This is a genomic window from Sutcliffiella tianshenii (genome assembly GCF_016908565.1).
GTDB lineage: Bacteria > Bacillota > Bacilli > Bacillales > Bacillaceae_I > Sutcliffiella_A > Sutcliffiella_A tianshenii.
On the sequence record NZ_JAFBED010000001.1, the window covers coordinates 715,711 to 738,092 of the forward strand.

Genomic DNA, 22,382 nt, shown 5'->3' on the forward strand with positions numbered 1-22,382 from the left:
TTGAGTAAATTTTACATTTACACTCCTGTTATATATCAAATGATTTGAAAACAGGCTGTAATAACTGTAAAATAAGATATGTAACTTTAATATTAGGGGGAGTTCGATGAAGAAGAAAAGTAGTTTACTAATCATGGCTATGTTTCTAGTACTTTCGTTATTTTTGGCGGCTTGTGGAAATGGAAATGGAAACGACGGGGAATCCACAGGTGATAAAAAGGATCCAAAACTAATGAGCATGCTGACCGGTGGAACATCTGGTACATACTATCCACTTGGCGGCGAAATGGCTAAAATCATTACAGACGAAACAGGAATTCAAACTGACGCACTTTCTTCCAATGCATCTGCTGATAACGCAGCTGCGCTGGCAAAAGGCGAAGCGGACCTTGCATTTGTACAAACTGATGTAATTGCGAATGCAATTGAAGGTAAAGGTGCTTTTGAAGGAAAAGCGATTGATAATGTAATGGCTATCGGTTCTTTATATCCAGAAACAGTACAAATCGTTACAACTCCAAAGTCAGGCATTAAAAGTGTGGAAGACCTTAAAGGTAAGAAAGTATCTGTAGGTGCTCCTGGTTCCGGTACTTACATGAATGCGGAACAGATCCTTGAAATCCACGGCATGACTATGGATGATATTGATGCACAAAACCTTGACTTCGGTGAATCTACTGGAGGAATCCAGGATGGCAACATCGACGCGGCTTTCATCACTTCCGGTACTCCAACAGGAGCGGTTGAAGGATTGTCAGCTTCTGCTGATGTCGTGATTGTGCCAGTTGCACAGGACAAAATCGATGCTTTGATTGAAAAATACCCTTACTATGCAGCAGATACGATCCCTGCAGGCACATACGGTCTTGAAAGTGAAGTAACTACAGTTGCAGTACTTGCGATGCTAGCTGTTACTGACAGCCTTTCTGAGGATCTTGTATATGACATTACAAAGGCGATCTATGAAAATTCCGGAAGCCTTGCACACGCTAAAGGGAAACTGATCACACTTGAGACAGCAACAGACGGAATCGGAATCGACTTCCACCCTGGTGCTGAGAAGTACTTCAAGGAAAAAGGATTACTAGACTGATCTACAAAAGAATGAAGGAACGGCCGACTGTCAATTTCACTTTGCTGTCGGTCCTTCTTTATTGTTGGCTGTTTTCGCATACAGTGTTGCTTTTGACGTATTCAACGTAAGTACGTAATATTATTTGCATTCGTGCTCTTTTCCCGTGTAATAGATTTTTTCTTTTGAATAATACGGGGATAAATGCTGTAAAAAATCCAAAAACCGATTTTTTACGGACATAAGCAACAAACTTTACGAAAAGAGCCTATTTGTTAACATGAATTAGGTGGTTTTTACCATGAAACTTCTCTCAAAAAAATCAATAGTACTTATTATTTCCTCGTTTACAGCAGTTCTCATATTGTTTCTTTTTTTATTCCCTCTCCGCACAGCGCTGGTATTTCACGTTGAAAATACTGAAGAAATCCAAGCATTCCTTCCCATTGAGGAAGAGGACACCTTCCAACTCATCTTCACCCACTCCATCCATCTGACAGATGTTGTGGAAAAATACCGGGTGATGGACGATCTCCAGATTGTCCAAACAGAGATTGTGTATGAAGAATTCGGGATCGGGATGCCTTCCAATGCAGGGGAAGGGGAGGAGTTTGTGTATGAAGATGGAAAATACCACATCAAGAATATGAGCAATGTCTTCCCTTCCCTGAATATAAGGAATGGAAAAACAGTCTCCAAAAACCGTCTTGCCTGGGGTAATGATGGAGAAAAAATGATTTGGTTCAATGAGTACTTCATCCCAGGGGACTGGTATAAAGTAAAAGTAGAAAAGCTGACATTATGGCAGTATTTGAAAGGAATGAAAATTCATGAGTGATACAAAGGACAAATTAGAGATGACAGCAGAAGAGCAGGAAAAGCTCTTAAAAAAGTATGATGCAGAGGCCAATACCCGCGATCTTACGGGCTATACCGCTAAAGTACTCTTCGTCATGCTGCTGGCCTTCTCCCTGTTCCAGCTATATACGGGGATATTCGGGCAGTTCACCGCCTATATTCAACGTACCGTCCATCTGGGCTTTGCGTTGACTATCATCTTCCTCCTGTTTCCCGCTAGAAAAGGGTTAAAGAAAACGAAGGTCGATTGGTATGATTATATTCTTATAGGTTTGACCATTGTTGTGTGCGGTTACTGGCCTGTATTCTATGATACATTGGTTCAACAGATCGGCGGAATCAACACTCAACAGACCGTCATTGGCGGACTTGCCATACTTCTTGTACTTGAAGCGACAAGAAGGGCCGTCGGACTACCGATCACCATCATTGCCGGGGTGTTCATGGTGTATGCATTGTTTGGTCCGTACATGCCGGGAATTCTGATTCATAGAGGACTCAGCATGGAACAACTGATTCAATCGATGTTCTTTACAACAGAAGGTATTTTAGGGACACCACTACAGGTATCCTCGACTTATATCTTCCTGTTTCTATTATTTGGGGCATTTTTGGTACAGACGGGTGTCGGAAATTACTTCAATGACCTTGCCATTGCCATCGCAGGAAAACGGACAGGCGGACCTGCAAAGGTTGCCATTTTCTCCAGCGCCCTGCAAGGTACCATTTCCGGTAGCTCCGTTGCAAATACTGTTACAACTGGATCTTATACCATCCCGCTGATGAAAAGGCTCGGCTATCACCGAAACTTTGCCGGGGCTGTAGAAGCAGCCGCCTCCACGGGAGGTCAGATCATGCCCCCTATCATGGGTGCAGCTGCCTTCTTGATGATTGAGTTTGCTGGTGTCGCTTATTGGGATATTGCTAAGGCAGCAACCATTCCTGCCATCCTTTATTTCTCCGGTATCTGGATCATGACGCATCTGGAAGCGAAGAAAAATGGTTTGTTGGGATTGCCAAAAGAAGAAATTCCGAAAAAGAGTGTCGTGCTAAAGAAAATCCATTTATTAATCCCGATTATCGTTATCGTCGTTTTGCTTTTCCAAGGATTCAGTATCGAAAGAACGGCATTGATCGGTATTTTAAGTACCATCGTTGTAAGCTTATTCCGCAAAGATACGCGGATCACTTTTGAAAAGTTCCTGCTTGCCCTTACGACAGGGGCACGAACTGCACTCGGGGTTGCTGCTGCAACAGCCTGTGCAGGTATCATCGTAGGTGTTGTAACGAAGACCGGACTTGGCTTGAAGATGGGGAACACGCTGGTTGATTTGGCAGGATCGCTTGCATCCACGCCAAACATCCAGCTATTGCTCACATTGTTCTTCACGATGATCGCTTCCATCATTCTTGGTATGGGATCACCGACTACAGCCAACTACATCATTACATCAACGATCGCTTTACCAGCGATCATCGCATTGAATGATCAGCTTGAAGTGGCAATTCCGATCCTTGCTGCTCACATGTTTGTATTCTATTTCGGGATCGTAGCGGATATCACCCCTCCTGTTGCCTTGGCCGCTTTTGCTGCAACGGGGATTTCAAAAGGAGATCCAATCAAAACCGGAATCAATGCATCAAAGCTCGCCATCGCGGCATTCATCATTCCTTATATGTTCGTATTCCAGCCGCAACTGCTGATGATCGATACAACCATCCTTGAAGTCTCATGGATCCTTGTCACTTCGATCGTCGGTATGATCTCCATCGGTGCCGGCCTCATAGGCTTCTGGTACCGCAAGCTGCACTGGATTGAAAGAATCCTGACCGTCCTGACAGGACTACTACTTATCTATCCGGAATCCAATACCGACATCATCGGCTTCACTGCATTCGCCATCATGCTGGCACTGCAGATATTCTGGAAAAGGGATAAAGGCAATGTAGGAAAAAGAGCAGAAGCATAAAATAATTTAGGGGCCTGACCCTCAACGCTTTAAAGCGTTGAGGGTCAGGCCCCTTTTTAATATCTCCCATTAAGGCCCTATGATCCCTTCTTCCTTGGCTTTATACACCGCTTTATGCCTACCTGTGACATCGAGCTTGGAGTAGATGTTCGAGATGTAGTTTTTTACGGTTCCTTCTGTCAGGTAAAGCTTGCGGGCCATTTCCTTGTTAGAAAAGCCGTTGGATAGCAGCTGGAGAATTTCTATCTCCCTTTCCGTCAGCCTGAAGCTATTTTTCTGATTCTTTTCCTCTTTAATAGATTCATGCGGTTTCACCCACTCGGAAATCAACTGTTTGGCAATTTCCTGTGTAATTAAAGTTCCGCCGTGATGGACGAGCCTGATACCAGAGGCAAGATCTTTAGGATGGATTGCTTTTAGCAGGTAGCCTTCCGCTCCTGCCGCAAGTGCCTCTCTCACATAAGTCAGTTCCTCAAAGGTGGTAAGAATCATCACCTTCACACTAGGAAATCGCTTTTTTATTTCCCCAGTTGCTTGCACTCCATCCATTACAGGCATATGGATATCCATCAACACTATATCAGGGTCAAGTCGCTCCACCGAATGAAGCCCCTTTTCTCCATGCTCTGCCACCCCGACAATTTCAAAGTCGGCTTCCCCTCCCAATACGATAGACAGACTTTCACGGATGAGCTCCTGGTCATCCACAATCAGCACTTTTATCATCCTCTTCCACTTCCCCTCTTAACCGGCCCAAAATTACAGGTATATAGCAGGTAATCTTGGTACCTTCATTTTCATCCGACTCTAAATGGATTCCACCCTGCAACGATTCGAGACGGTCCTTCATGCCCTTTATTCCATAGCCCTGTAGGATATTCCGGTTACCGCGTCCATTATCTTTCACCTCTAGCACGATATTCAGGTTTTCCTCCTTCAACGTAATCAGGACCTTCTTTGCCTGACCATGCCGGACAGCATTTGTCAGTGCTTCCTGTAGACAGCGAACAAAAGTAAGTTTGCCCTGCGAGGATAATCCCTTTTCTGGTGAACCTGACACATGGAATTCCACTTCTGTACTTGTATGTAAGGAAAATTCCCTTGCGATTCTTTGCAGCTGCTCTGTGGCCTCTTCCCTATTCTCATATGGGGAGATTTTATGTATATGACTTCTGATTTCGTTAAGTGACTCCCTCATCACCTTGCTTAGCCGTTCTACTTGATCCTTTGCTTTATCAGGAGAAGCTTCCAGCAGGTAGGAGGCAGCGTCCAGTCCCATAATGACAGACGTATACGTATGCCCTATCGTATCATGAAGATCTTTCGCCAATCTGTTCCGCTCTTCCAATAACGTTACTTTTTCAACCTGCTTTGCATATTCCTCCAACAACTGATTTTGTCTGCGATTCTCCTCCAACAATAACTTCGTTTTCTTTTCAGCCTCCAAAACCTTCGCTACTGCAATACCAATCCCAAAGAAGAAAAATCCATCGATGACACCCAGGCCCAGATGCTCTATGCCGATGGCCAATACAGCAAGGAATGGCACAACTGAAAACCCTAGCCAGAGGAACTTTCTCTCTTTTCCAGGCTTGCTATAGATTGCTGCGCATAGGGCCGGATAAGCAAGGAAAGATGAGTATTCCCCTAATAGATAACAGCCCACGATTAAAAACACACCGCTGAATATCAGTTCAAGTAAAGGGTAGTGCCTGACCCCAAGACTTTCCTGTTGATGCCCTGACCATTGCGGGATAAGGAAGGACGCAAAGAATAACGGCAATAAAAGCCAGAAATAAGTTGTTTCCAAAAGCAAAAATACCAGTATGAAAAAGTGAAAAATAAACCACCCGATTCTGGTGATTTGTGCTGTTTTGTATACCCAATGTGTTTCTTTATGAATTGGCAGCATAATGACTCCTTCAAGCGTAATATTCAACTTCTAATATATTCCACATCAGACTCCACTTTCCTTTTCAGAAGATGGGTTAGTCATAAAAAGTCATATGACTGCCTTTATGACGAAGTTCACTTTTGGGTATGACCTGTTCTGTCACATAATGAAGATACAAATTGAAAATATAAAGGAGAATTTAACATGAAAAGTTTTTTCTATAAGCATAGTTTGATTCTGTTTCTGGTGGTACTTGTAGGAAGAGGCATTCTAGGAATGCTTGCAATTGGGGGGATCCAATACTTTAACCCGGATCTGACGATTGAGAAGGACTTAGGCTGGGTGGTCATGCTCATTTATGCAACGTGTACGATTCTTGCTGTAAAATGGGTGAAGATTGATAAAGAAATAGGATTGACCTTGCCTGCCTCAGCAAAAGATTGGTATGCCTGGCTTCCAGTACTTGTTATTCCTATGTCCCTTACCTTTGTTTTGGGATTTAATTCAACATGGGGGCATCTGCCGTTTCTTCTAATTGCAGCTGTCGGTGTAGCGATAAATGAAGAAATACTTTTCCGCGGCATCCTTCTGCGTGCCATCTTGCCATTCGGTAGAGCTGTAGCCATAATCGTCCCATCCCTGCTGTTTGGCGCTGCACATCTTGGTAACATTTTTGTAGGAGGAGATATCACCTATGCACTGTTCCAGTTCGCTTGGGTGTTTTTTGGCGGCATGGCTCTAACCGCTATGACCATTGCCAATAAAAGCTTACTCCCAGCCATCGCCTTCCACTTTATTCTCGATGCGATTGAATATGCTGCAGTAGGCGCATACGGCGTACACAGTGAAGGGTTTTCCTTGCCGATCCTTACAATGTTCCTTTTGCTGAATGTCGCTTTCTTCTTTTACTCGATCATTATCTTAAAACGAGAAGGCACTAATGATGAAAAAGCAAATTTTGCTGATCCGATTATTATTCATAGATAAGAGAAAAGGACAAATCGATGAGGTTTGTCCTTTTGGCATTTTTTTACTTAACTGATTTCATATAGGGATTTAGTACCTTTCCCCGTTTCCCTTATAATTCCCCGTCTAAACTGCGTTTGAATTTATAACTGTTGAAATGTAATATTTGCACTTTGACTTTAACCTCTGTGAGAGATTCTTGATTTAGGTAAAAATTACGATTTTCTTTTAGTTTTTGAAAGGCCTTAGGATGTTCTCTGAACCATTTTTCTCCTGCATTCAGGATATCAAGTTTATTTTCCACCCCTTCCGAGTAGATTGCTTCGATTTTAGCTTTTATATCTTCTTCTATCTGTTTTTGTAAAGTATTCAATGTTAGATCCTCCTGCAGTTTTTCCAGCAGATCCGCACTGACAGAAACTTCTATTGAAAACTTTGGATTTTTTGCTGTTTTATCATACTTGATTTTCATCTTCGGCTCCCCAAGCTTGACCGCAGCTACCAGCTCTCCCTCCTTTTCCACCCTCTGATTCAAAGATATCCCCTTTTCCGTCATCCAATTAATTGTGACGGCATGTTCTGAAGGTATTTCTCTTCTATACTCCTGGTGCTGAAAGACGGAAAGACCATTCAGATACAATACAGGATAGTTCTGATCGGCCTTCCAACTGCCTTCATCAATTTTTACAGAAGGAATTTTTGCAGTTCCCATCGGTTCATAATAGTCCCTCAGGAAATCCATCATGGTAATAGCCTTTAATTCATTCTCTGCCATCTGTCCTACCTTTTCTTTAAAAAGTACCGTGTAAATGGCAGGATAGTTGAAAAGAGCTGTTACATTAAAAACATCCTCGATCTTCTCTTCTGTCGTAAATATTTTCATGGTCGGTCGCAAGGAACGGTTTCTTCCGACTTCCTCCAGTATTTCGTTGGACTTGCTCTGAATGAGACGATTGGTTAACAACAACGTATTTACATGTCCGAAATATAGTGGCGGTTCGGATTTACCATAAAGCTTGCTGACTGCCATATTCAGTGTTTCCCCCCTTGCAGTCGCGATATAAATCGGTATTGGCTCCACCGATTTCGCTCCCTCCTGCTTCGCCACATTGGCAAAATTTAACCCTTGGAGATATACGAGATATTCTTTATTTTCTTCATCATAATCCAGACCAATTGCCACAATATAGGTAAGATCCTGGATATTCTTTATCCCTGAACATCCTGAAAGCAGGATGATACAGCTTAGAAAGAGTAATTTCACCTTGCCCATCATGAATGATCCCCCCTTGTGGGATCATCCGGACTTGTGGAGGTCGTTCGTGATTTATAGAATTGTGTCGGCGCCCTCAGGAATGACTTGATGATCTCTTTCAAACTGATAGGAGCCAAAGAACCGAAATATGGCGTGCCAAAGGAAGTGAGGGTAGAAAAATAGAACACTGTTAAAATAAAGCCTAATACTACGCCGAACAACCCTAGGAACGTACTAAGTATTATAGCTCCGAATCTTATGATGGTGATGGCAGAACTTAACGATTGATTCACCAAGGTGAAGGAGGAAATATAGGTTATGGCCGCGACGACCAGCATAGTCGGCGAAGTCAGGCCTGCCCTGATTGCAGCATCCCCCACTATCAAGCCTCCGAGAACGGCAACGGTCTGGCCGATTGCCCGAGGCAGGCGGACTCCTGCCTCATTAAACAGTTCAAAAAGAAAAAGGATGATAAACATTTCTATCGGTGCGGACAAGGGCAGCCCAAATCTGGAGACAGAGATGGTCGCTACAAGGAGATAGGGAATCTGCTCAATATTAAAGGCGGAGAAAGCAATCCAGATGCTCGGCAAAAAACCGGATACCATAATCCCGATCATTCGGATGATTCTCTCCAATGACACATAGGCATAATTGATATACAGATCTTCCGGAGATTTGGTCTGTAACAGCAAATTGGCCGGCGCATAAGAGACAGTCGGGTTTCCATCGACCAGAAGAGCAAATCTTCCCTGGTTCATAACCTGTACGATAAAGTCTGGCCTACCTGTAAAATCCATCGTTGGAAAGACGGAATAAGGTGTATCCCGTATGGTTGATTCCAGTTCATAAATACTGGTCAAAAGGTCCAAATTCACCTGATTCAATCTTTTACGAATTTCATCCAGGACTCTTTGGTCGATCACATCATCCAGGTACATGAGGGCAACTTTTGTATTGCTTCTTTTTCCGATTGTAAATTTCTCAAGGCAAAGGGAAGGCGTATTAAGCCTTCTTCTGATCAAGGAGATATTCGTTCTAATATCCTCTACAAAACCATCCTTGGGACCTCTGATGGAAGTTTCTAGTGCCGATTCCTCCGGCTGGCGCTTAGGGAAATCCCCTGCTTGAATGCTTAGAAGCCTTTCTTCTATAAGAAACAGCACTTTGCCTTCAAAAAGCAGCTGGGATAACTCGTCTATCGTCTTGCAAGTAACATCCTCTGCCTGAAATAGTGACTTAATATTCTTCTTTGTCGTTCCTTCATGTGCCTCTCCAAGCTTCGGTATGATAGATTGATTCATAAAATTGCTATCAATCAAGGTTTCCAGATAAATGAGTTCAAAGCTTCCGGTATCTGTTTCATGCTCCTTGCAGACCAGATCCTGACTTTTCGAGAATTTCCCCTTCAGCCCTGTTGCTTTCTCTACCACATTTTCCTCACACTGTGGAGTTGATTCTGGTGTCATTGCCATGTTTTTCATCCTTTTTTTTGATTACTAATATGAGTAACGCTGATATTAGTATCTGGATTAAAAAGAATGCCATGCATGCTGGTAAAAAGTAATGATAAATTGCTTGTGTAAAGTAATAGGTTTCCACATTGATCATGATTGCGGTAAATAACAGTAGATAGATGCTAATGACAAGCTTGGCATTCAGCCTGTAATGGTTTTTTTTCTTCGTCAAAAAGGTCCCAAGCAAATACATGAACAAGCCTATACGGATGACAGCCCCACTCAGCCATTGATATAAAGCAAAAAAATCGAGATGGGAGATGTATTCCCCAATTTTCAGGACACGCCACTGTTCATAGGCAGGATAGCGGAAGGTAATTGCTTCCGTTGGTCCGAATTCCATAATGGCGGCGGTAAGAGGACCGAGAATCAAGCCTATCAATATGGTCAGAAGCAGAATCAGTTGACCGAACTTGATCGGTGCCTGGGAGAAGGGCTGCAGAAGTATAACAAGATATATTTCAAGCAAGCCTGATAGCGTATAGATTCCCCCTTTTATGACAGGCTCATAGCCATCTGCAAGTAAAGGAAACAGAAGTTGCGGATCCTTCAGGCTGGTGTTTGTAATGGCTATGAATATACCGAAGAGCATGACAAGTGGCAGAAGGAAGCCACTCGATATGGCCATGGTTTTTATACCGGCCCATGTGACCGTGCAACAGACAATTATAAGCATGATATTGATCATCAACACAGATGCATCCGCGAGAAAATAGGCATTCAGCCATATTACAAGATCTTTGAAGGTAACATAAGAGCTGCAAAATAAATAAAGAATAACTGGAAGTGATAGAATGGTGGAGAAAACCTTGCTAAACCGGTTCCGGACCATGCTGAAAAAACCCTCATCCGGACAATTTTTCACAATGTAGTAGATCAGCCATAAAAAGAATAAGGCTATCGGATAGCACAAAATGACACTTAACCAGCTGTCCCTGCCAGAGGACGTAAGCAGATTTGGGATGAGAATGACGTGATTAAGCAGCCCCGTGGATAAAATAAGCAGCATAAAAAGCTGTCTAGGAATCAGGATTTTCGTTAAGCTTTGCATAGGCATCTCCAAATTGTATAGATTTACCTTTTATCCTTACCTGGGATTCTATATTATATGTAAAAAAATAAGCAATCAGAGGGAAATAATGTTTCTCCTGATTGCTTATTTCGAATGGGTCCCTTTTTCTCTAACTATCTCTTTTCCACAAAAAACATAGAAATGGCACCCAAGCCAACATGTGTGCCCACGGAAACTCCCATCTGCATGATGTGGATGTCCCCTGTGAAATCTGTATCCTGTTCCATCTTTGCTTTCAATTCCTCTGCAATGCTGATATCGGATGTGTAGCCTATGATGACAAATTCCGTGATGTCCCTGTCATATCTGTTCATAAATTCCTGTACATAATGCCTCAGGACCCTTTTCTGGCCTCTTTCCTTTCCGACGATCGCCCCTTTTCCCTGCTTCATGCTCATGATTGGCTTAAGGTTCAGGATCTTTCCCAGAAAGGCCGTAGTATTGGTGATTCGGCCACTTTTTATCAGGTGATTTAAGTCATCGACGGATAGAAAATGTTTTACATTCACTTTATACTTTTCTATAAATTCCACGATTTCTTCAAATGAAGCTCCCCGTTCCCTCATCAAGGCACTTTTCATGATCAGCCATCCGCTTCCATGGCTCATGCATTTTGAGTCCACTACATGAATCTTGATGGGGGAGCCTGGATTTTCCTCATAGAAATAATCCTTGGCCAACACTCCGGACTGATAGGCACCACTGGTCCCACTAGACATACAGATACATAGTATTTCCCTGTAACCAGCTTCAATCGCCTCGTTAATGATGCCCAAATACTCCATAGGACTTGGCATCCCCGTTGTCGGGTGCTCCGATAGCGCTTCCAACATACCGTAATATTCATCAGGTTCTAAATCTACTCTATCCTTATAAACTTTCCCCTCAATATTAATCGTCAATGAAGCCAGACTAATATCGTACAGCTCCAGCACCTCATTTGATAGATCACAAGTCGAATCCGCCATTATCTTAATCATTCATATCCTCCAAAAGTCGTTCTGCTTCAATCTTACCCCAAACCGCCCCAATAAACTATCGTGTCTTTGGAAATGGAAATACTTTCAGGGGGCCAGACCCCTGTTGTTATGTAAACTAACCAAACAGTAATTCAGATTAAAACTACCTTTTTTATAGATTTTTTCTTTTAAAATTCCATTTTAGCTATTTGATGTAAATATCATGTTAGTGGTATTCTAAACGCAAACTTAGAAGGGAAGTGTATTATGCCTTATAAAGAACGTACAGAACCTAAAGAACTCCAAGTGATGAACGTATTGAATTCAAGAATGTCCTTGTCAGAACAAGACCTCATTCAGTTATCTACCTTGAGGAAAGGTTATGAAGGTGAATTACTTTTTGATAAATTAGTAGAAAACCTTCAGGGAAACTGGCTCGTATTAAATGATCTCCTATTAAAAATAAATAATTCTCTTTTCCAAATAGATTCATTAATCATTACTCCAGAAATCATAAACTTATCAGAAATAAAGAACTTTGAAGGCGATTTCTATTATGAATCCGACCGCCTTTACATGAAAAATAAGAAGGAAGTAAATAATCCACTAAATCAACTAAATAAAAGTACTCTATTACTTAAGCAAATGCTTCAAGCAATCGGCTTTCAAATGCCTATCCAGTCAAATGTAGTCTTTATCAACCCCGAATTCACCTTATATCAAGCACCTCAAAATAAACCTTTTATCTTTCCAACCCAGATAAATAAACATCTGAAAAACTTGGGTTCCACTACTTCAAAGATTAATACTAAACATAAGATATTGGCAGAAAAATTAGTATCTCTGCATCTTACAGACTCCCCATATAATAATATTCCCGATTATGAGTACAAATCGTTAAGAAAGGGGATCGTTTGTGAAAAGTGTGTTACTTTCAATATGTTATTAGTTGGAAGAAGATGCAAATGTAATTATTGCGGACATGAACAAATGGTTGCGTCCTCCGTAATTAATAGTGTAAAAGATTTTAAGCTTCTTTTTCCCGACTCTAAACTGACAACCAATGCAATTTATGAGTGGTGTGGAACTGCATTACCGAAAAGAAGAATAAGAAATGTTCTCGAAAAGAATTATAAAGCTTCTGGTGTTCATCAGTGGACTTTTTATGAATAACGATTATCTCTTTTTGAAATGAAAACAGGTTACTGCTGGTCGGCGTCTTCTTTCGGTCTTCATCCAACCTTTGATGACCGGTTTTCACCGACTACCTTCTTCTTTCGGTCTTCATCACACCGATGAAGACCACTTCCTGTCAAATGGCTTCTCATTTTGGTCTTCATCCAACCTTTGATGACCGCTTTTCACGGACTACCTTCTTCTTCCGGTCTTCATCACATCGTTGAAGACCTCTTCCTGCCAAACGGCTAATCCTTTTGGTCTTCATCCAACCTTTGATGACCGGTTTTCACCGACTACCCTCTTCTTCCGGTCTTCATCACACCGATGAAGACCGCTTCCCACAGACCGACCTCTTCTTTCGATCTCTCTAGTACCTTTGAATACCGCTTAGCGTGAATCGGCTTTTAAACTCATCTCTAATCCTACCTACGCAAAAGAACCTCCAATCCACATAGGGTTTGAAGGTCCATTGACATGTTATATTTATTATTTGCCTAACTACTGACGGTAGCTTTCTTGCCACTTTCTATACCGAGACCAAGCGTCTCCGCAGTTGAGCGGTGAAGTTCATGGAAAAGCTCTGGGTTTTCCACTAATGACACCCCAAATGATGGGACCATTTCTTTTATTTTGGCTTCCCATTCAAACATATGTTGTGGGAAGCATTTTTCCAATACTTCAAGCATGACATGGACGGCAGTGGAAGCACCAGGTGATGCGCCGAGCAATGCAGCGACCGAACCATCCGAGGCACTGACCACTTCGGTGCCGAATTGAAGCGTTCCTTTTCCTGCCTCCGTGTCTTTGATGACCTGGACACGCTGACCCGCCACCACGATGCTCCAATCCTCGCTCTTTGCGTTTGGAATGAATTCGCGCAGCTCTTCCATGCGCTTTTCATTAGACAACAATACTTGCTGGATCAAGTATTTGGTCAATGCCATCTCTTTAAAGCCCGCTGCAAGCATCGTCATCACATTATTCGGTTTGACCGATCCGATCAAGTCCAAGTTGGAGCCTGTTTTCAGGAACTTAGGTGAAAAGCCGGCAAATGGCCCGAACAGCAAGGTTTTCTTGTTGTCGATATACCTGGTATCTAGATGCGGAACAGACATCGGGGGAGCCCCAACCTTTGCCTTTCCGTATACCTTTGCATGATGCTTCTCCACGACTTCCGGATTGTTGCACACCAAAAACAGGCCGCTCACCGGGAATCCTCCAATTTGCTTGGACTCTGGGATACCGGTTTTTTGCAGCAGGTGCAGACTTCCGCCTCCACCGCCGATAAATACAAACTTTGCTATATGAGATTCGGTTTTACCGCTCTTGATATCCTGCACTTTCACTTCCCAAGAGCCGTCGACAGTCCGTTTAAGGTCCTTTACACTATGCTCATAGTTGATCTCGACATCTCTTTTTTTCAAATGATCAAACAGCATGCGTGTCAACGCACCGAAGTTGACATCTGTCCCGGAATCGATTTTTGTTGCCGCAATCGGATCCTTCGCTGTACGGCCTTCCATCATCAGCGGCATCCATTCCTTCAGTTTTGTAAGGTCATCGGAATATTCCATTCCATGAAACAAAGGGTTGCTTGATAGCGCTTGCATACGTTTTTTCAAAAACGTTACATTTTCTTCCCCTTCTACAAAGCTGATATGAGGAATCGGCATAATGAAGTCCTGAGGTTTCCGAATCACTTTATTTTTCACAAGATAGGACCAGTACTGCCTCGAAAGCTGAAACTGTTCATTCACCTTGACTGCTTTACTGATATCAATAGAGCCATCCGCCTTAACTGAAGTATAGTTAAGCTCACACAACGCAGCATGTCCCGTGCCTGCATTATTCCACTCGTTCGAGCTTTCCTCACCTGCCCTCGCAAGCTTCTCGAACACTTTTATTTTCCAATCAGGTGCTAGTTCCTTCAGTAGTGCACCCAAAGTCGCGCTCATCACTCCGGCGCCGATCAAGATCACGTCTGTTTTATTCTGTACGTTGCTCATTATTACATCCACATCCCCTATATTTATAAAAGAGCATGCACGCCCGCTAAAAGCAAGGCGCCACCTAAGAAACAAAACCATTCCATCCAACTACTATTATATCGTATCTATCACATTTTTTTATAGATTAGAAATATCTACTATTATCTGACTATTATAAACTAAATTCGATCTAGAAAAAAGAGAAGTCCTGTTCTCTCCACAACTATTGCATCTATTTCCACTAATTTTCATGGCTGAAAACAAGAGATTGACTCCAAATTCACCATGTTACTTGTCCAGAAAATATAATAAGATTGGAATTTTGATAAAACAAATAATGGTATAATATATATTATTTACAATAACATCCCAATTTTTCGTTGTTTTTCCGGATACAAGGAGGCTTGATATGTTTAAAAAACGAGATTTTGTCATCCCAGAAACAGGAGTGGATGAAGTTAGAAGCATACGTATCGGCAATATGGATCAAACCGTTTTGATTCAATCATATGACATTTCCAATCCTGTTTTGTTATTTATACACGGTGGTCCCTCCATGCCTTTGCCTGGTGTATCTTCTAGGGGAAAGGATTACACCATTGTGACGAATACAAGAGAACTGGTGAAGCACTATACGGTGGTTTTTTGGGATCAAAGAGGGACCGGAAAATCGTACCAGAAAAATATTTCCCAAGAAACGATGAATTTCGAGCAATTCCTACAGGATGCAATCGAAGTAGTAGATTATGTTAGAAAAGAATTTGGTAAAGAAAAGATACATATAGCGGCTCATTCATATGGGACGTTAATCGGCATGTATTTAGTTAATAGACATCCAGAAAAATTCCATTCTTATACCGGTTTTTCTCAAATAATAAGTTGGACTGAAAACGATAAATCCTGTTATGAATGGGCGAAGAATGAAGCGGAGAAAAGAAATGACAATAAGGCTTTAAAGGAGCTAAAAGCAGTAGGGGAACCTCCTTATATTGATAGTTACAAGCAATGGGCGGTTATTAGGAAATATCAGATGAAATACAGTTCGATGATTTATTCTGATGATCAGATCAAGCATCCAGGGCTTTTGAAGATTTCTTTGGGCATGTATTTTTCAGAGGATTATTCCTTTACCGATCTGGTGAATACCTTTTATAGAGGATTTAAATTAATCTATACGGATGATTTTATCAAGAATATCCCTACTATCAATCTCTTAAAAGAAGTTAAAGGACTAAAAGTACCCACCACATTCATTCACGGGGAAAAAGATGTTCATGTCCCTTTTGGTTTATTGGAAGAATTCTTAAAAGGCCTCCCAAATAATCAGCTTGCAGAGTGTGTCCTGCTTCCAAACTCATCCCATCTTTTTCATCCCATCGATACGAAAGCCATTGAAGGCATCTTGATTGAAAAATTAAGGGCCAAGGAATTGTCGCTGTAACTTATGTCACTACGAAGAAAAGGCCCTTCAAAGTATTTGTAGGGCCTTTCACGTTTTACTCAGTTCTTATTGAGATTCTCAAGTTCCGTTAAGATGGTTTTAAATTTAGACTCAGAATCTATAATCATTTCTTGTAAAATGTTGGTTATATTATTGACTCGCTCTGTTTCCTGCCTTATGTTACCTACATTTTCGTTCACTTGGTTGATCGATTGCGCCACATTTGCAGCCAATTTACGGACTTCATCTGCCACCACACTGAATCCTCTCCCATGTTCACCTGCACGGGCTGCTTCAATGGCGGCATTCAATGCCAGTATATTAGTTTGCGTGGATATATTTTTAATAAGTTTAGAGACCTCACTTATCAAGTCGGTTTGTTTATTTAATGCATGTAGCGCTTCCATTTTTTCTTTGGAGTTATCGACTACGATGTTCACGAGTTCAACCGGCATTTCCTTTAATTGGGACATTATTTTTAAAGCATTATTTTCCCGATCTGTTATGTCAGTAGCTATTTTGAGTACAGCTTCCACTTTTCCTTCATCATTCAATATAGGAATATAGGTTGCTTCCAGCCAGAGGATATTCCCATGTTTCCCAACTCTCTCGATCTTTTCTTGAAATTTGACCCCTTTGCCAAGGTTCATCCATAACTCTTCGTACGCTCTACTCCCTTTATACTCCGAAGTACAGAATTGCTTATGAGACATGCCTTCCATTTCGTAGGCGGAATACCCCATTGCCTTTGCAAAATTATCATTCATCCAGATCACTTCTTTATTCAAGTTGAACTCTATCATTGCCAGATTTCTTTCAAGAGCTGATAAAACCGATATTTCCTCTAGTATTTGCGTACTCACATTAGGATTTATTGTGCTACTTAACATTAACGGACCCCTCTACAAAAAAATACTTTCTTTTTTAGGATAGAGGAGTTTACAACTTTTTACAAGAATTGAAAATTATCATCCTTTTACCCATATTTCTTCTGATGATCTTTTTTCCGCTTAAGATAATCCTTATCCTCTCGGGCAAGCTTCCACTTTTCCATAAAGATGGCCGCTGATTCAGCCTTCACAGGATCAATCTGCCTTTCGTTTACCTTGCCGTTCTCGTCATATTTCTTCCCGCCCTTATAGTTTGTATAACGGCGGGATCGTGTATATCCCATCTGCAGGAATTTTCTTGCCATGTCCATTCCGACAAAATCTTCTTCGTCCTTATAATCAAGGAACATCTGATAGATTTTTTCGGACGACTCCTCGGCAATTTCCGGGTTCTTAAAGCGCCAATGCTGCAGGATTTCACTTTTATAAGGTTCCACCAGCAAGACACCCTGTTCTCCCCTGCCAACTCTATACAGTTCAGGATTCTTACGAAAATCTATCTTCTCAAAGTCCAAATCATAGTCGAAAGCCATGGCTGTCACCCTTTTTATTTGAGGTTTACCCTTGGTTGCCTTTTAGTATGCAAATAAATATTCCCCTTGAAGATCACTCTTATTTAATTAAGGTCACAAAACTTTTCAACCTACCCCCAGAATCTTCGTATGCTTATCTAAACTTATTTTGTTAGTCACTTTTTGACGAAAGATATTAACCGCTAGTACTTGAAAATCCCTATTAGTTTTATTACCTAAAAAAAACTCTATAAAAATAGATTTATAAATTATGACACTACATCCATGAGGAGGAGTCTTAGTGAATCGAGTTTTTAGGTGGATTGTCAGATCATTGTTTGCACCTGTCACTGGGAATGCCGGGGCGGTAGCGAGTACACTTGGTTTTTTTCTGGCATTTCTACCTTTAGATAGTTTTAGAATTCCATTATTGCTTGCTTTTTCACTCTTGTTCCGTCTTAATATCATCGCCCTATTCCTTGGAACGTTGATTACGGTTTTTATTCCAAATATATCCGATTTACCTTCCACGGATTTTGGTTCATTGGAAGATCACTGGTTGGTTTCTATGCTGAAAAATAAAATATTAACTTCCCAATCCCTTGTAGCTGGTGTTTTCGGGGGATTGGTTGGACTAATCTGCTATTTTTTCTTCCACTGGTTTTACAACTTGGGATTGAAGACTATGGAGAGAAATCAGGAATCCGTTTTTCTTGATCCTGCCAAAAGGCGCTGGTCTATCATTATGCGCATGAGCGTTGGATTCATTATATTGATTGTAGTAATATCGACTTTTTTTATAAAAAGTCTACATACTAATCCAATTTTTCCTGAGTTGCAATTGAATGAAAGCGCAGTACAAAGCGAAATCGAGCCAATCAATGAGCCTTTTAGTGAAGAAGAGCTTGCTTCAAAAATACAAAAATCAAATTCAACTGAAAATACTGTTCAATTAAATAAAGAAAAGATTACGAAAGAACAAGAGGTGTATGGATTTTACGTCAATTGGGACGAAAACAGCAAAGCTTCTTTCAAAAAAAATAAAGATTCCATTACAACACTGGTGCCTGAGTGGCTGCAAATCACGCCTGACCTAACCCTGAAATCCGACACTGACCACTTAATTGCTAGAGAGGCAAAGAAAGATAATATTAAGATCCTGCCATTAGTGAATAATTTTATAAACAATAAATGGGATGGCAATGTGCTGCACCGATTATTCACTACTCCCGGTGCTGAAGAGCGTTTCATCAAAGATATGCTGGCATATGTCAAAAAAAACGGTTTCGACGGCATTAATATTGACTTTGAAGAAATCGATCCAAAGGATAAAGAACGTTTCACCCAATTCATGGATAAGGTCTATAAAGCATTCCACGAGCATGGGCTTATGGTCACATTGGACGTGCCGCCGAATGACAAAAGCTATGATTATGCTTCCTTGGCAAAAAGCGCTGACCGTGTTATCGTCATGCTCTACGACCAGCATTACACTATGAGCCCGTCCGGCCCTGTGGCCCAAACAGATTGGGTCAAGGAAAACTTGAATCAACCCGATATTCCTTCTGAAAAATTAATTGCCGGCTTAGGGACTTACGGATACGACTGGGAAGAAAACTCGAATGAGCCAGCAACAGAGATGACATTTAGGGATATCATGAAATTAGGCAGGGATACGGACCTTAAAATCAATTGGAGTAAGGAAGCTGGCAATCCTTATTTACGATACAAACGAAATGGGAAAGAACATACTGTTTGGTTTTTGGATGCTGCTACATTATATAATCAAATGAATCTCGCGACCGATAGCGGATCAAGGGGAATAGCGCTTTGGCGCCTCGGTTCAGAAGATCCCTCTATCTGGAGTTACTTGAATAAACCAAAGGAAATCCTTAATCCGTCTAATTCCCTTGGCACCATTGATATTCTTTCTCCAGATCTCCATACAGGAGCAGGGGATGTTTTAAAGATCACTTACCAACCTCAAAAAGGAAAAAGAACGTTTGAATTTGATTCAAATGGGATGATCGTAAATGAATCCTATGACAAATTTCCACAACCAATCGAGGTGACCCGTTACGGAAAATCCGACAACAAAGAAGTCGTCCTTTCCTTTGATGACGGTCCAGATCCAGCATATACATCAGAAATATTGGACATTCTGGACAAGTATGACGTGAAAGGCACCTTTTTTATTGTAGGAAGGAATGCGATGATGCATCCTCAGCTAGTAAAGAGGATGCATGATGAAGGCCATGAAATCGGTAATCATACATTTACTCATCCTGATATTACATCCATCACACCATCTCGGTTAAGAATGGAACTAAATGCAACTCAGCGTTTAGTTCAGGGCATAACAGGGCATTCGATGACTCTTTTTCGGCCACCATATATAGCGGATACGGTACTAGGTTCAAGAAAAGAGCAGTTGCCAATAATGGTGACCCAGGATATGGGCTATACCTTGGCCCGTGAATCCATTGACTCTGGTGATTGGCAAAAAATATCCAGCAAGGAACTTGTGAATCGTATATTGGATCAGCTGAACGCAGGAAAAGGAAATGTGATTTTGCTACACGATGCCGGCGGTGACCGCGCCATCACAGTGGAAGCCCTGCCGACCCTCATTGAAGTGCTAGAAGGTAAAGGATACACATTTACCACCATTGGTGAGCTAATTGGGAAAAGTGATAGGGAAATGATGCCCCCCGCTGACCCGGACAGCCCTTATCTGGTCTATGTCCAGGCTGTATTTAAGGTTATGCAAGGCTGGAATTTTGGATTGACCTTCCTTTTTTATTCAGCCATCCTTTTAGGAATCTTGCGGCTGATCCTATTAGTTTTCCTTTCTAGAAAACAGGTGAAAAGGACTAAAGAGACCGAGATAGACCCTGACTTTTCACCTTTTGTCAGTGTTGTTATTGCTGCATATAACGAGGAAAAAGTAATATGCAAAACAGTGAATTCCATTCTATCAAGCGTATACCCTGCTTTTGAGATACTGATTATAGACGATGGATCAAAGGATGATACCGCCGCTAGGGTTCAAGAAGCTTATTCAAATCATCCTCATGTCAGGTTGATCAAGAAAAGGAATGGTGGAAAATCTTCCGCTGTTAATCTCGGCTTTAAAGAAGCCAAAGGGGAAATCGTGGTTGCTCTTGATGCTGATACACTAATAGCTGAAAATGCCATCTCCTTGCTTGTGAACCATTTTAAAAATGAAAATGTTGCCGCTGTTTCAGGCAATGTCAAAGTCGGCAATAAGGGGAACCTCCTTACTAACTGGCAGCATATTGAATATGTGACAGGCTTCAACCTAGAAAGAAGGGCTTTTGCAACTCTCAATTGCATTACGGTTGTACCTGGTGCGATCGGTGCGTGGAGAAAGAAAGCGGTCGAAGAAGCAGGATATTTTCAGGAAGATACATTGGCAGAAGATACCGATATCACCCTTACTCTTTTACGCAATGGGAAAAAGATTGAATTTGAAGAAAAGGCTTATGCCTTCACAGAAGTGCCAGAAGATATTAAAAGTCTGGCAAAACAGCGTTATCGATGGGTTTATGGTACGTTACAATGCTTATGGAAACACCGTGGGGCTTTGTTCGATAAGAATCATAACTCATTGGGATATATCGCCCTTCCTAACATGTGGCTTTTCCAATATTTTTATCAAACGATCTCGCCTATTGCAGATATATTATTCATCATGGCTCTTTTCACCCCTCACGCTGAAAAGGCAGCCATCGGGTTTGTTCTTTTTTACTTGATGGATTTCTTTACTGCTCTATATGCGTTCAGACTGGAGAAAGAAAGTCCTAAACCACTGACATCATTGTTTCTGCAACGAATCTTGTACAAGCAGCTTATGGCGTATGTGGTCATAAAATCTATTCTTTCTGCAGCGAGGGGAGTAACCGTTGGGTGGAATAAACTAAAAAGAAAAGGAAATGTTACGAAAGAAACCTCTATTGTGAATGTGGAGGAAACTAAATAAAGAATCTTCGCAAAGGTCTTCCCAATTTAGGGAAGACCTTTATCTATTGGTTCATAAAAAAAGATCACCTTAAGTTGGTGATCCATTTGGAAAGATTACATTTTCTTTCCATTGTTTTCTTTATTCTCCTGACGAGTCTCAGCCTTTTCTTTTGCAGCTTGTGAAACGTCCTGACCATTGTTGGTTATCGTGGTGGCTGCATTATTTGTACTATTTCCCGTCGTCTTCGGTATAGTCGTTTGAACCGGTTTAGCCGGTTCGGCTGGCTTTGCTGTCACTGGCTGTGCAGTTTTTACAGGTGGTGTAGTCGTTACTGGCGGTTCACCCGTTACTCGCGGTTCAGTCGTTGCAGCTGGTGTCTTGGTTGGTGCATTCGTACTTGTCACAGTTGCATCAGAAGTGCTTACATTCTTTTTAGTAGGATTTGCCTCAACTTCATTAGTGGGGTTTTCCTTTTGAGTATCTGCTACGGCCACATCATCATTTTTCGATGCCGTTTGGGGCGCAGCAGTAGTATCGGAAGGCTTTTGATTGTTTTGTCCGACTTCCCCATTCGTAGCCTGGGTTTGATTTTTCTCTTTTAATTCACTGATTACATCCGCTTTTAAATCCTTGCCGAATATGTTTAAAGCATGATCCCCTGCTATGTGTTCGACTAATAGGGCATTAGTGACCGAAAACGTAACAGCACCCGCTAGCACCATGGAAAATGCTCCTCTGGATAGTTTTTTCATATTGATCCCCTCGTGTTCTATGTATTCATACTAATAGAATACGAACGAGCAAAAATATAATATGGGGGTAGC

17 protein-coding genes and 1 pseudogene are annotated in these 22,382 nt (G+C 41.6%); 7 read left to right on the forward strand and 11 right to left on the reverse strand.

The window, feature by feature from the left end; translation table 11 throughout:
* The first annotated feature begins 106 nt into the window (after window positions 1-106).
* The 3 genes from JOC95_RS03210 to JOC95_RS03220 all read left to right on the forward strand — a co-directional run bounded on the left by JOC95_RS03210 (window position 107) and on the right by JOC95_RS03220 (window position 3,900).
* A complete protein-coding gene (locus JOC95_RS03210) occupies window positions 107-1,093 on the forward strand; it encodes a TAXI family TRAP transporter solute-binding subunit (RefSeq protein WP_204413281.1) in 987 nt (328 codons plus the stop codon).
* 280 nt (window positions 1,094-1,373) lie between these two features.
* Window positions 1,374-1,910, forward strand: a complete 537-nt coding sequence (locus JOC95_RS03215) for a DUF1850 domain-containing protein (RefSeq protein WP_204413282.1) — start codon at window positions 1,374-1,376, stop codon at window positions 1,908-1,910.
* The gene (locus tag JOC95_RS03220; RefSeq protein ID WP_204413283.1) at window positions 1,903-3,900 is read left to right on the forward strand and encodes a TRAP transporter permease; all 1,998 of its coding nucleotides are present in this window, start codon (window positions 1,903-1,905) and stop codon (window positions 3,898-3,900) included. The genes JOC95_RS03215 and JOC95_RS03220 overlap by 8 nt, the downstream gene beginning before the upstream one ends.
* A gap of 69 nt (window positions 3,901-3,969) precedes the next feature.
* Here JOC95_RS03220 and JOC95_RS03225 read toward each other — a convergent pair whose 3' ends face one another.
* Both JOC95_RS03225 and JOC95_RS03230 read right to left on the reverse strand, forming a co-directional pair.
* A complete protein-coding gene (locus JOC95_RS03225) occupies window positions 3,970-4,626 on the reverse strand; it encodes a response regulator transcription factor (RefSeq protein WP_204413284.1) in 657 nt (218 codons plus the stop codon).
* The gene (locus tag JOC95_RS03230) at window positions 4,601-5,812 is read right to left on the reverse strand and encodes a sensor histidine kinase (RefSeq protein WP_204413286.1); all 1,212 of its coding nucleotides are present in this window, start codon (window positions 5,810-5,812) and stop codon (window positions 4,601-4,603) included. The genes JOC95_RS03225 and JOC95_RS03230 overlap by 26 nt, the downstream gene beginning before the upstream one ends.
* Before the next feature lie 186 nt (window positions 5,813-5,998).
* Between JOC95_RS03230 and JOC95_RS03235 the strand changes: the two genes are divergently transcribed.
* Window positions 5,999-6,781 (forward strand): CPBP family intramembrane glutamic endopeptidase, encoded by a 783-nt coding sequence (locus JOC95_RS03235; RefSeq protein WP_204413288.1) that lies wholly within the window; start codon window positions 5,999-6,001, stop codon window positions 6,779-6,781.
* A 91-nt stretch (window positions 6,782-6,872) separates the two neighbouring features.
* Here the strand turns inward: JOC95_RS03235 and JOC95_RS03240 are convergent, their stop codons facing one another.
* The 4 genes from JOC95_RS03240 to JOC95_RS03255 all read right to left on the reverse strand — a co-directional run bounded on the left by JOC95_RS03240 (window position 6,873) and on the right by JOC95_RS03255 (window position 11,584).
* The gene (locus tag JOC95_RS03240) at window positions 6,873-8,036 is read right to left on the reverse strand and encodes a Ger(x)C family spore germination protein (protein WP_204413297.1); all 1,164 of its coding nucleotides are present in this window, start codon (window positions 8,034-8,036) and stop codon (window positions 6,873-6,875) included.
* Window positions 8,033-9,490 carry a spore germination protein gene (locus JOC95_RS03245; protein WP_204413299.1) on the reverse strand — a complete coding sequence of 486 codons (1,458 nt, stop codon included), beginning with the start codon at window positions 9,488-9,490 and terminating at the stop codon, window positions 8,033-8,035. The genes JOC95_RS03240 and JOC95_RS03245 overlap by 4 nt, the downstream gene beginning before the upstream one ends.
* Window positions 9,456-10,583, reverse strand: coding sequence for a GerAB/ArcD/ProY family transporter (locus JOC95_RS03250; protein ID WP_204413301.1), 1,128 nt, complete (start codon window positions 10,581-10,583; stop codon window positions 9,456-9,458). Before JOC95_RS03250 ends, JOC95_RS03245 begins: the two co-directional genes overlap by 35 nt.
* A 134-nt stretch (window positions 10,584-10,717) precedes the next feature.
* The gene (locus JOC95_RS03255; RefSeq protein WP_204413303.1) at window positions 10,718-11,584 is read right to left on the reverse strand and encodes a DegV family protein; all 867 of its coding nucleotides are present in this window, start codon (window positions 11,582-11,584) and stop codon (window positions 10,718-10,720) included.
* 246 nt (window positions 11,585-11,830) lie between these two features.
* Between JOC95_RS03255 and JOC95_RS03260 the strand changes: the two genes are divergently transcribed.
* Entirely contained in the window at window positions 11,831-12,736 is a 906-nt protein-coding gene (locus JOC95_RS03260) for a nuclease-related domain-containing protein (protein ID WP_204413305.1), read from the forward strand.
* Between the two features lie 500 nt (window positions 12,737-13,236).
* Here JOC95_RS03260 and JOC95_RS03265 read toward each other — a convergent pair whose 3' ends face one another.
* Window positions 13,237-14,748 (reverse strand): malate:quinone oxidoreductase, encoded by a 1,512-nt coding sequence (locus JOC95_RS03265; RefSeq protein ID WP_204413306.1) that lies wholly within the window; start codon window positions 14,746-14,748, stop codon window positions 13,237-13,239.
* A 391-nt stretch (window positions 14,749-15,139) separates the two neighbouring features.
* Here JOC95_RS03265 and JOC95_RS03270 point away from each other — a divergent pair, with 391 nt between their 5' ends.
* The gene (locus JOC95_RS03270) at window positions 15,140-16,171 is read left to right on the forward strand and encodes an alpha/beta fold hydrolase (protein WP_204413307.1); all 1,032 of its coding nucleotides are present in this window, start codon (window positions 15,140-15,142) and stop codon (window positions 16,169-16,171) included.
* 59 nt (window positions 16,172-16,230) lie between these two features.
* On the opposite strand, the gene JOC95_RS21670 is transcribed toward JOC95_RS03270, so the two are convergent.
* The 3 genes and pseudogenes from JOC95_RS21670 to JOC95_RS03280 form a co-directional block, all read right to left on the reverse strand.
* Window positions 16,231-16,644: a methyl-accepting chemotaxis protein gene (locus JOC95_RS21670; protein WP_419096218.1), complete on the reverse strand. Its 414-nt coding sequence runs from the start codon at window positions 16,642-16,644 to the stop codon at window positions 16,231-16,233.
* Between the two features lie 27 nt (window positions 16,645-16,671).
* Window positions 16,672-17,061, reverse strand: a pseudogene (locus JOC95_RS21675) (PAS domain-containing protein); the annotation flags it as partial.
* Between the two features lie 86 nt (window positions 17,062-17,147).
* Window positions 17,148-17,594, reverse strand: a complete 447-nt coding sequence (locus JOC95_RS03280; RefSeq protein ID WP_204413309.1) for a DUF4385 domain-containing protein — start codon at window positions 17,592-17,594, stop codon at window positions 17,148-17,150.
* A gap of 664 nt (window positions 17,595-18,258) precedes the next feature.
* Here JOC95_RS03280 and JOC95_RS03285 point away from each other — a divergent pair.
* A complete protein-coding gene (locus JOC95_RS03285; protein ID WP_239582696.1) occupies window positions 18,259-21,576 on the forward strand; it encodes a trifunctional glycoside hydrolase family 18/polysaccharide deacetylase/glycosyltransferase family 2 protein in 3,318 nt (1,105 codons plus the stop codon).
* 95 nt (window positions 21,577-21,671) lie between these two features.
* On the opposite strand, the gene JOC95_RS03290 is transcribed toward JOC95_RS03285, so the two are convergent.
* Complete coding sequence (locus JOC95_RS03290; protein ID WP_204413311.1) at window positions 21,672-22,310, reverse strand: hypothetical protein; 639 nt, start codon at window positions 22,308-22,310, stop codon at window positions 21,672-21,674.
* Window positions 22,311-22,382: the final 72 nt, after the last annotated feature.

Coding starts and splice junctions, on each gene's coding strand:
- JOC95_RS03245 (WP_204413299.1), bottom strand. CDS start 9,490: ATGGCAATGACACCAGAATCAACTCCACAGTGTGAGGAAAATGTGGTA.
- JOC95_RS03290 (WP_204413311.1), bottom strand. CDS start 22,310: ATGAAAAAACTATCCAGAGGAGCATTTTCCATGGTGCTAGCGGGTGCT.
- JOC95_RS03265 (WP_204413306.1), bottom strand. CDS start 14,748: ATGAGCAACGTACAGAATAAAACAGACGTGATCTTGATCGGCGCCGGA.
- JOC95_RS03250 (WP_204413301.1), bottom strand. CDS start 10,583: ATGCAAAGCTTAACGAAAATCCTGATTCCTAGACAGCTTTTTATGCTG.
- JOC95_RS03270 (WP_204413307.1), top strand. CDS start 15,140: ATGTTTAAAAAACGAGATTTTGTCATCCCAGAAACAGGAGTGGATGAA.
- JOC95_RS21670 (WP_419096218.1), bottom strand. CDS start 16,644: ATGTCCCAATTAAAGGAAATGCCGGTTGAACTCGTGAACATCGTAGTC.
- JOC95_RS03285 (WP_239582696.1), top strand. CDS start 18,259: ATGGAGAGAAATCAGGAATCCGTTTTTCTTGATCCTGCCAAAAGGCGC.
- JOC95_RS03280 (WP_204413309.1), bottom strand. CDS start 17,594: ATGGCTTTCGACTATGATTTGGACTTTGAGAAGATAGATTTTCGTAAG.
- JOC95_RS03220 (WP_204413283.1), top strand. CDS start 1,903: ATGAGTGATACAAAGGACAAATTAGAGATGACAGCAGAAGAGCAGGAA.
- JOC95_RS03215 (WP_204413282.1), top strand. CDS start 1,374: ATGAAACTTCTCTCAAAAAAATCAATAGTACTTATTATTTCCTCGTTT.
- JOC95_RS03210 (WP_204413281.1), top strand. CDS start 107: ATGAAGAAGAAAAGTAGTTTACTAATCATGGCTATGTTTCTAGTACTT.
- JOC95_RS03240 (WP_204413297.1), bottom strand. CDS start 8,036: ATGATGGGCAAGGTGAAATTACTCTTTCTAAGCTGTATCATCCTGCTT.
- JOC95_RS03225 (WP_204413284.1), bottom strand. CDS start 4,626: ATGATAAAAGTGCTGATTGTGGATGACCAGGAGCTCATCCGTGAAAGT.
- JOC95_RS03230 (WP_204413286.1), bottom strand. CDS start 5,812: ATGCTGCCAATTCATAAAGAAACACATTGGGTATACAAAACAGCACAA.
- JOC95_RS03255 (WP_204413303.1), bottom strand. CDS start 11,584: ATGATTAAGATAATGGCGGATTCGACTTGTGATCTATCAAATGAGGTG.
- JOC95_RS03235 (WP_204413288.1), top strand. CDS start 5,999: ATGAAAAGTTTTTTCTATAAGCATAGTTTGATTCTGTTTCTGGTGGTA.
- JOC95_RS03260 (WP_204413305.1), top strand. CDS start 11,831: ATGCCTTATAAAGAACGTACAGAACCTAAAGAACTCCAAGTGATGAAC.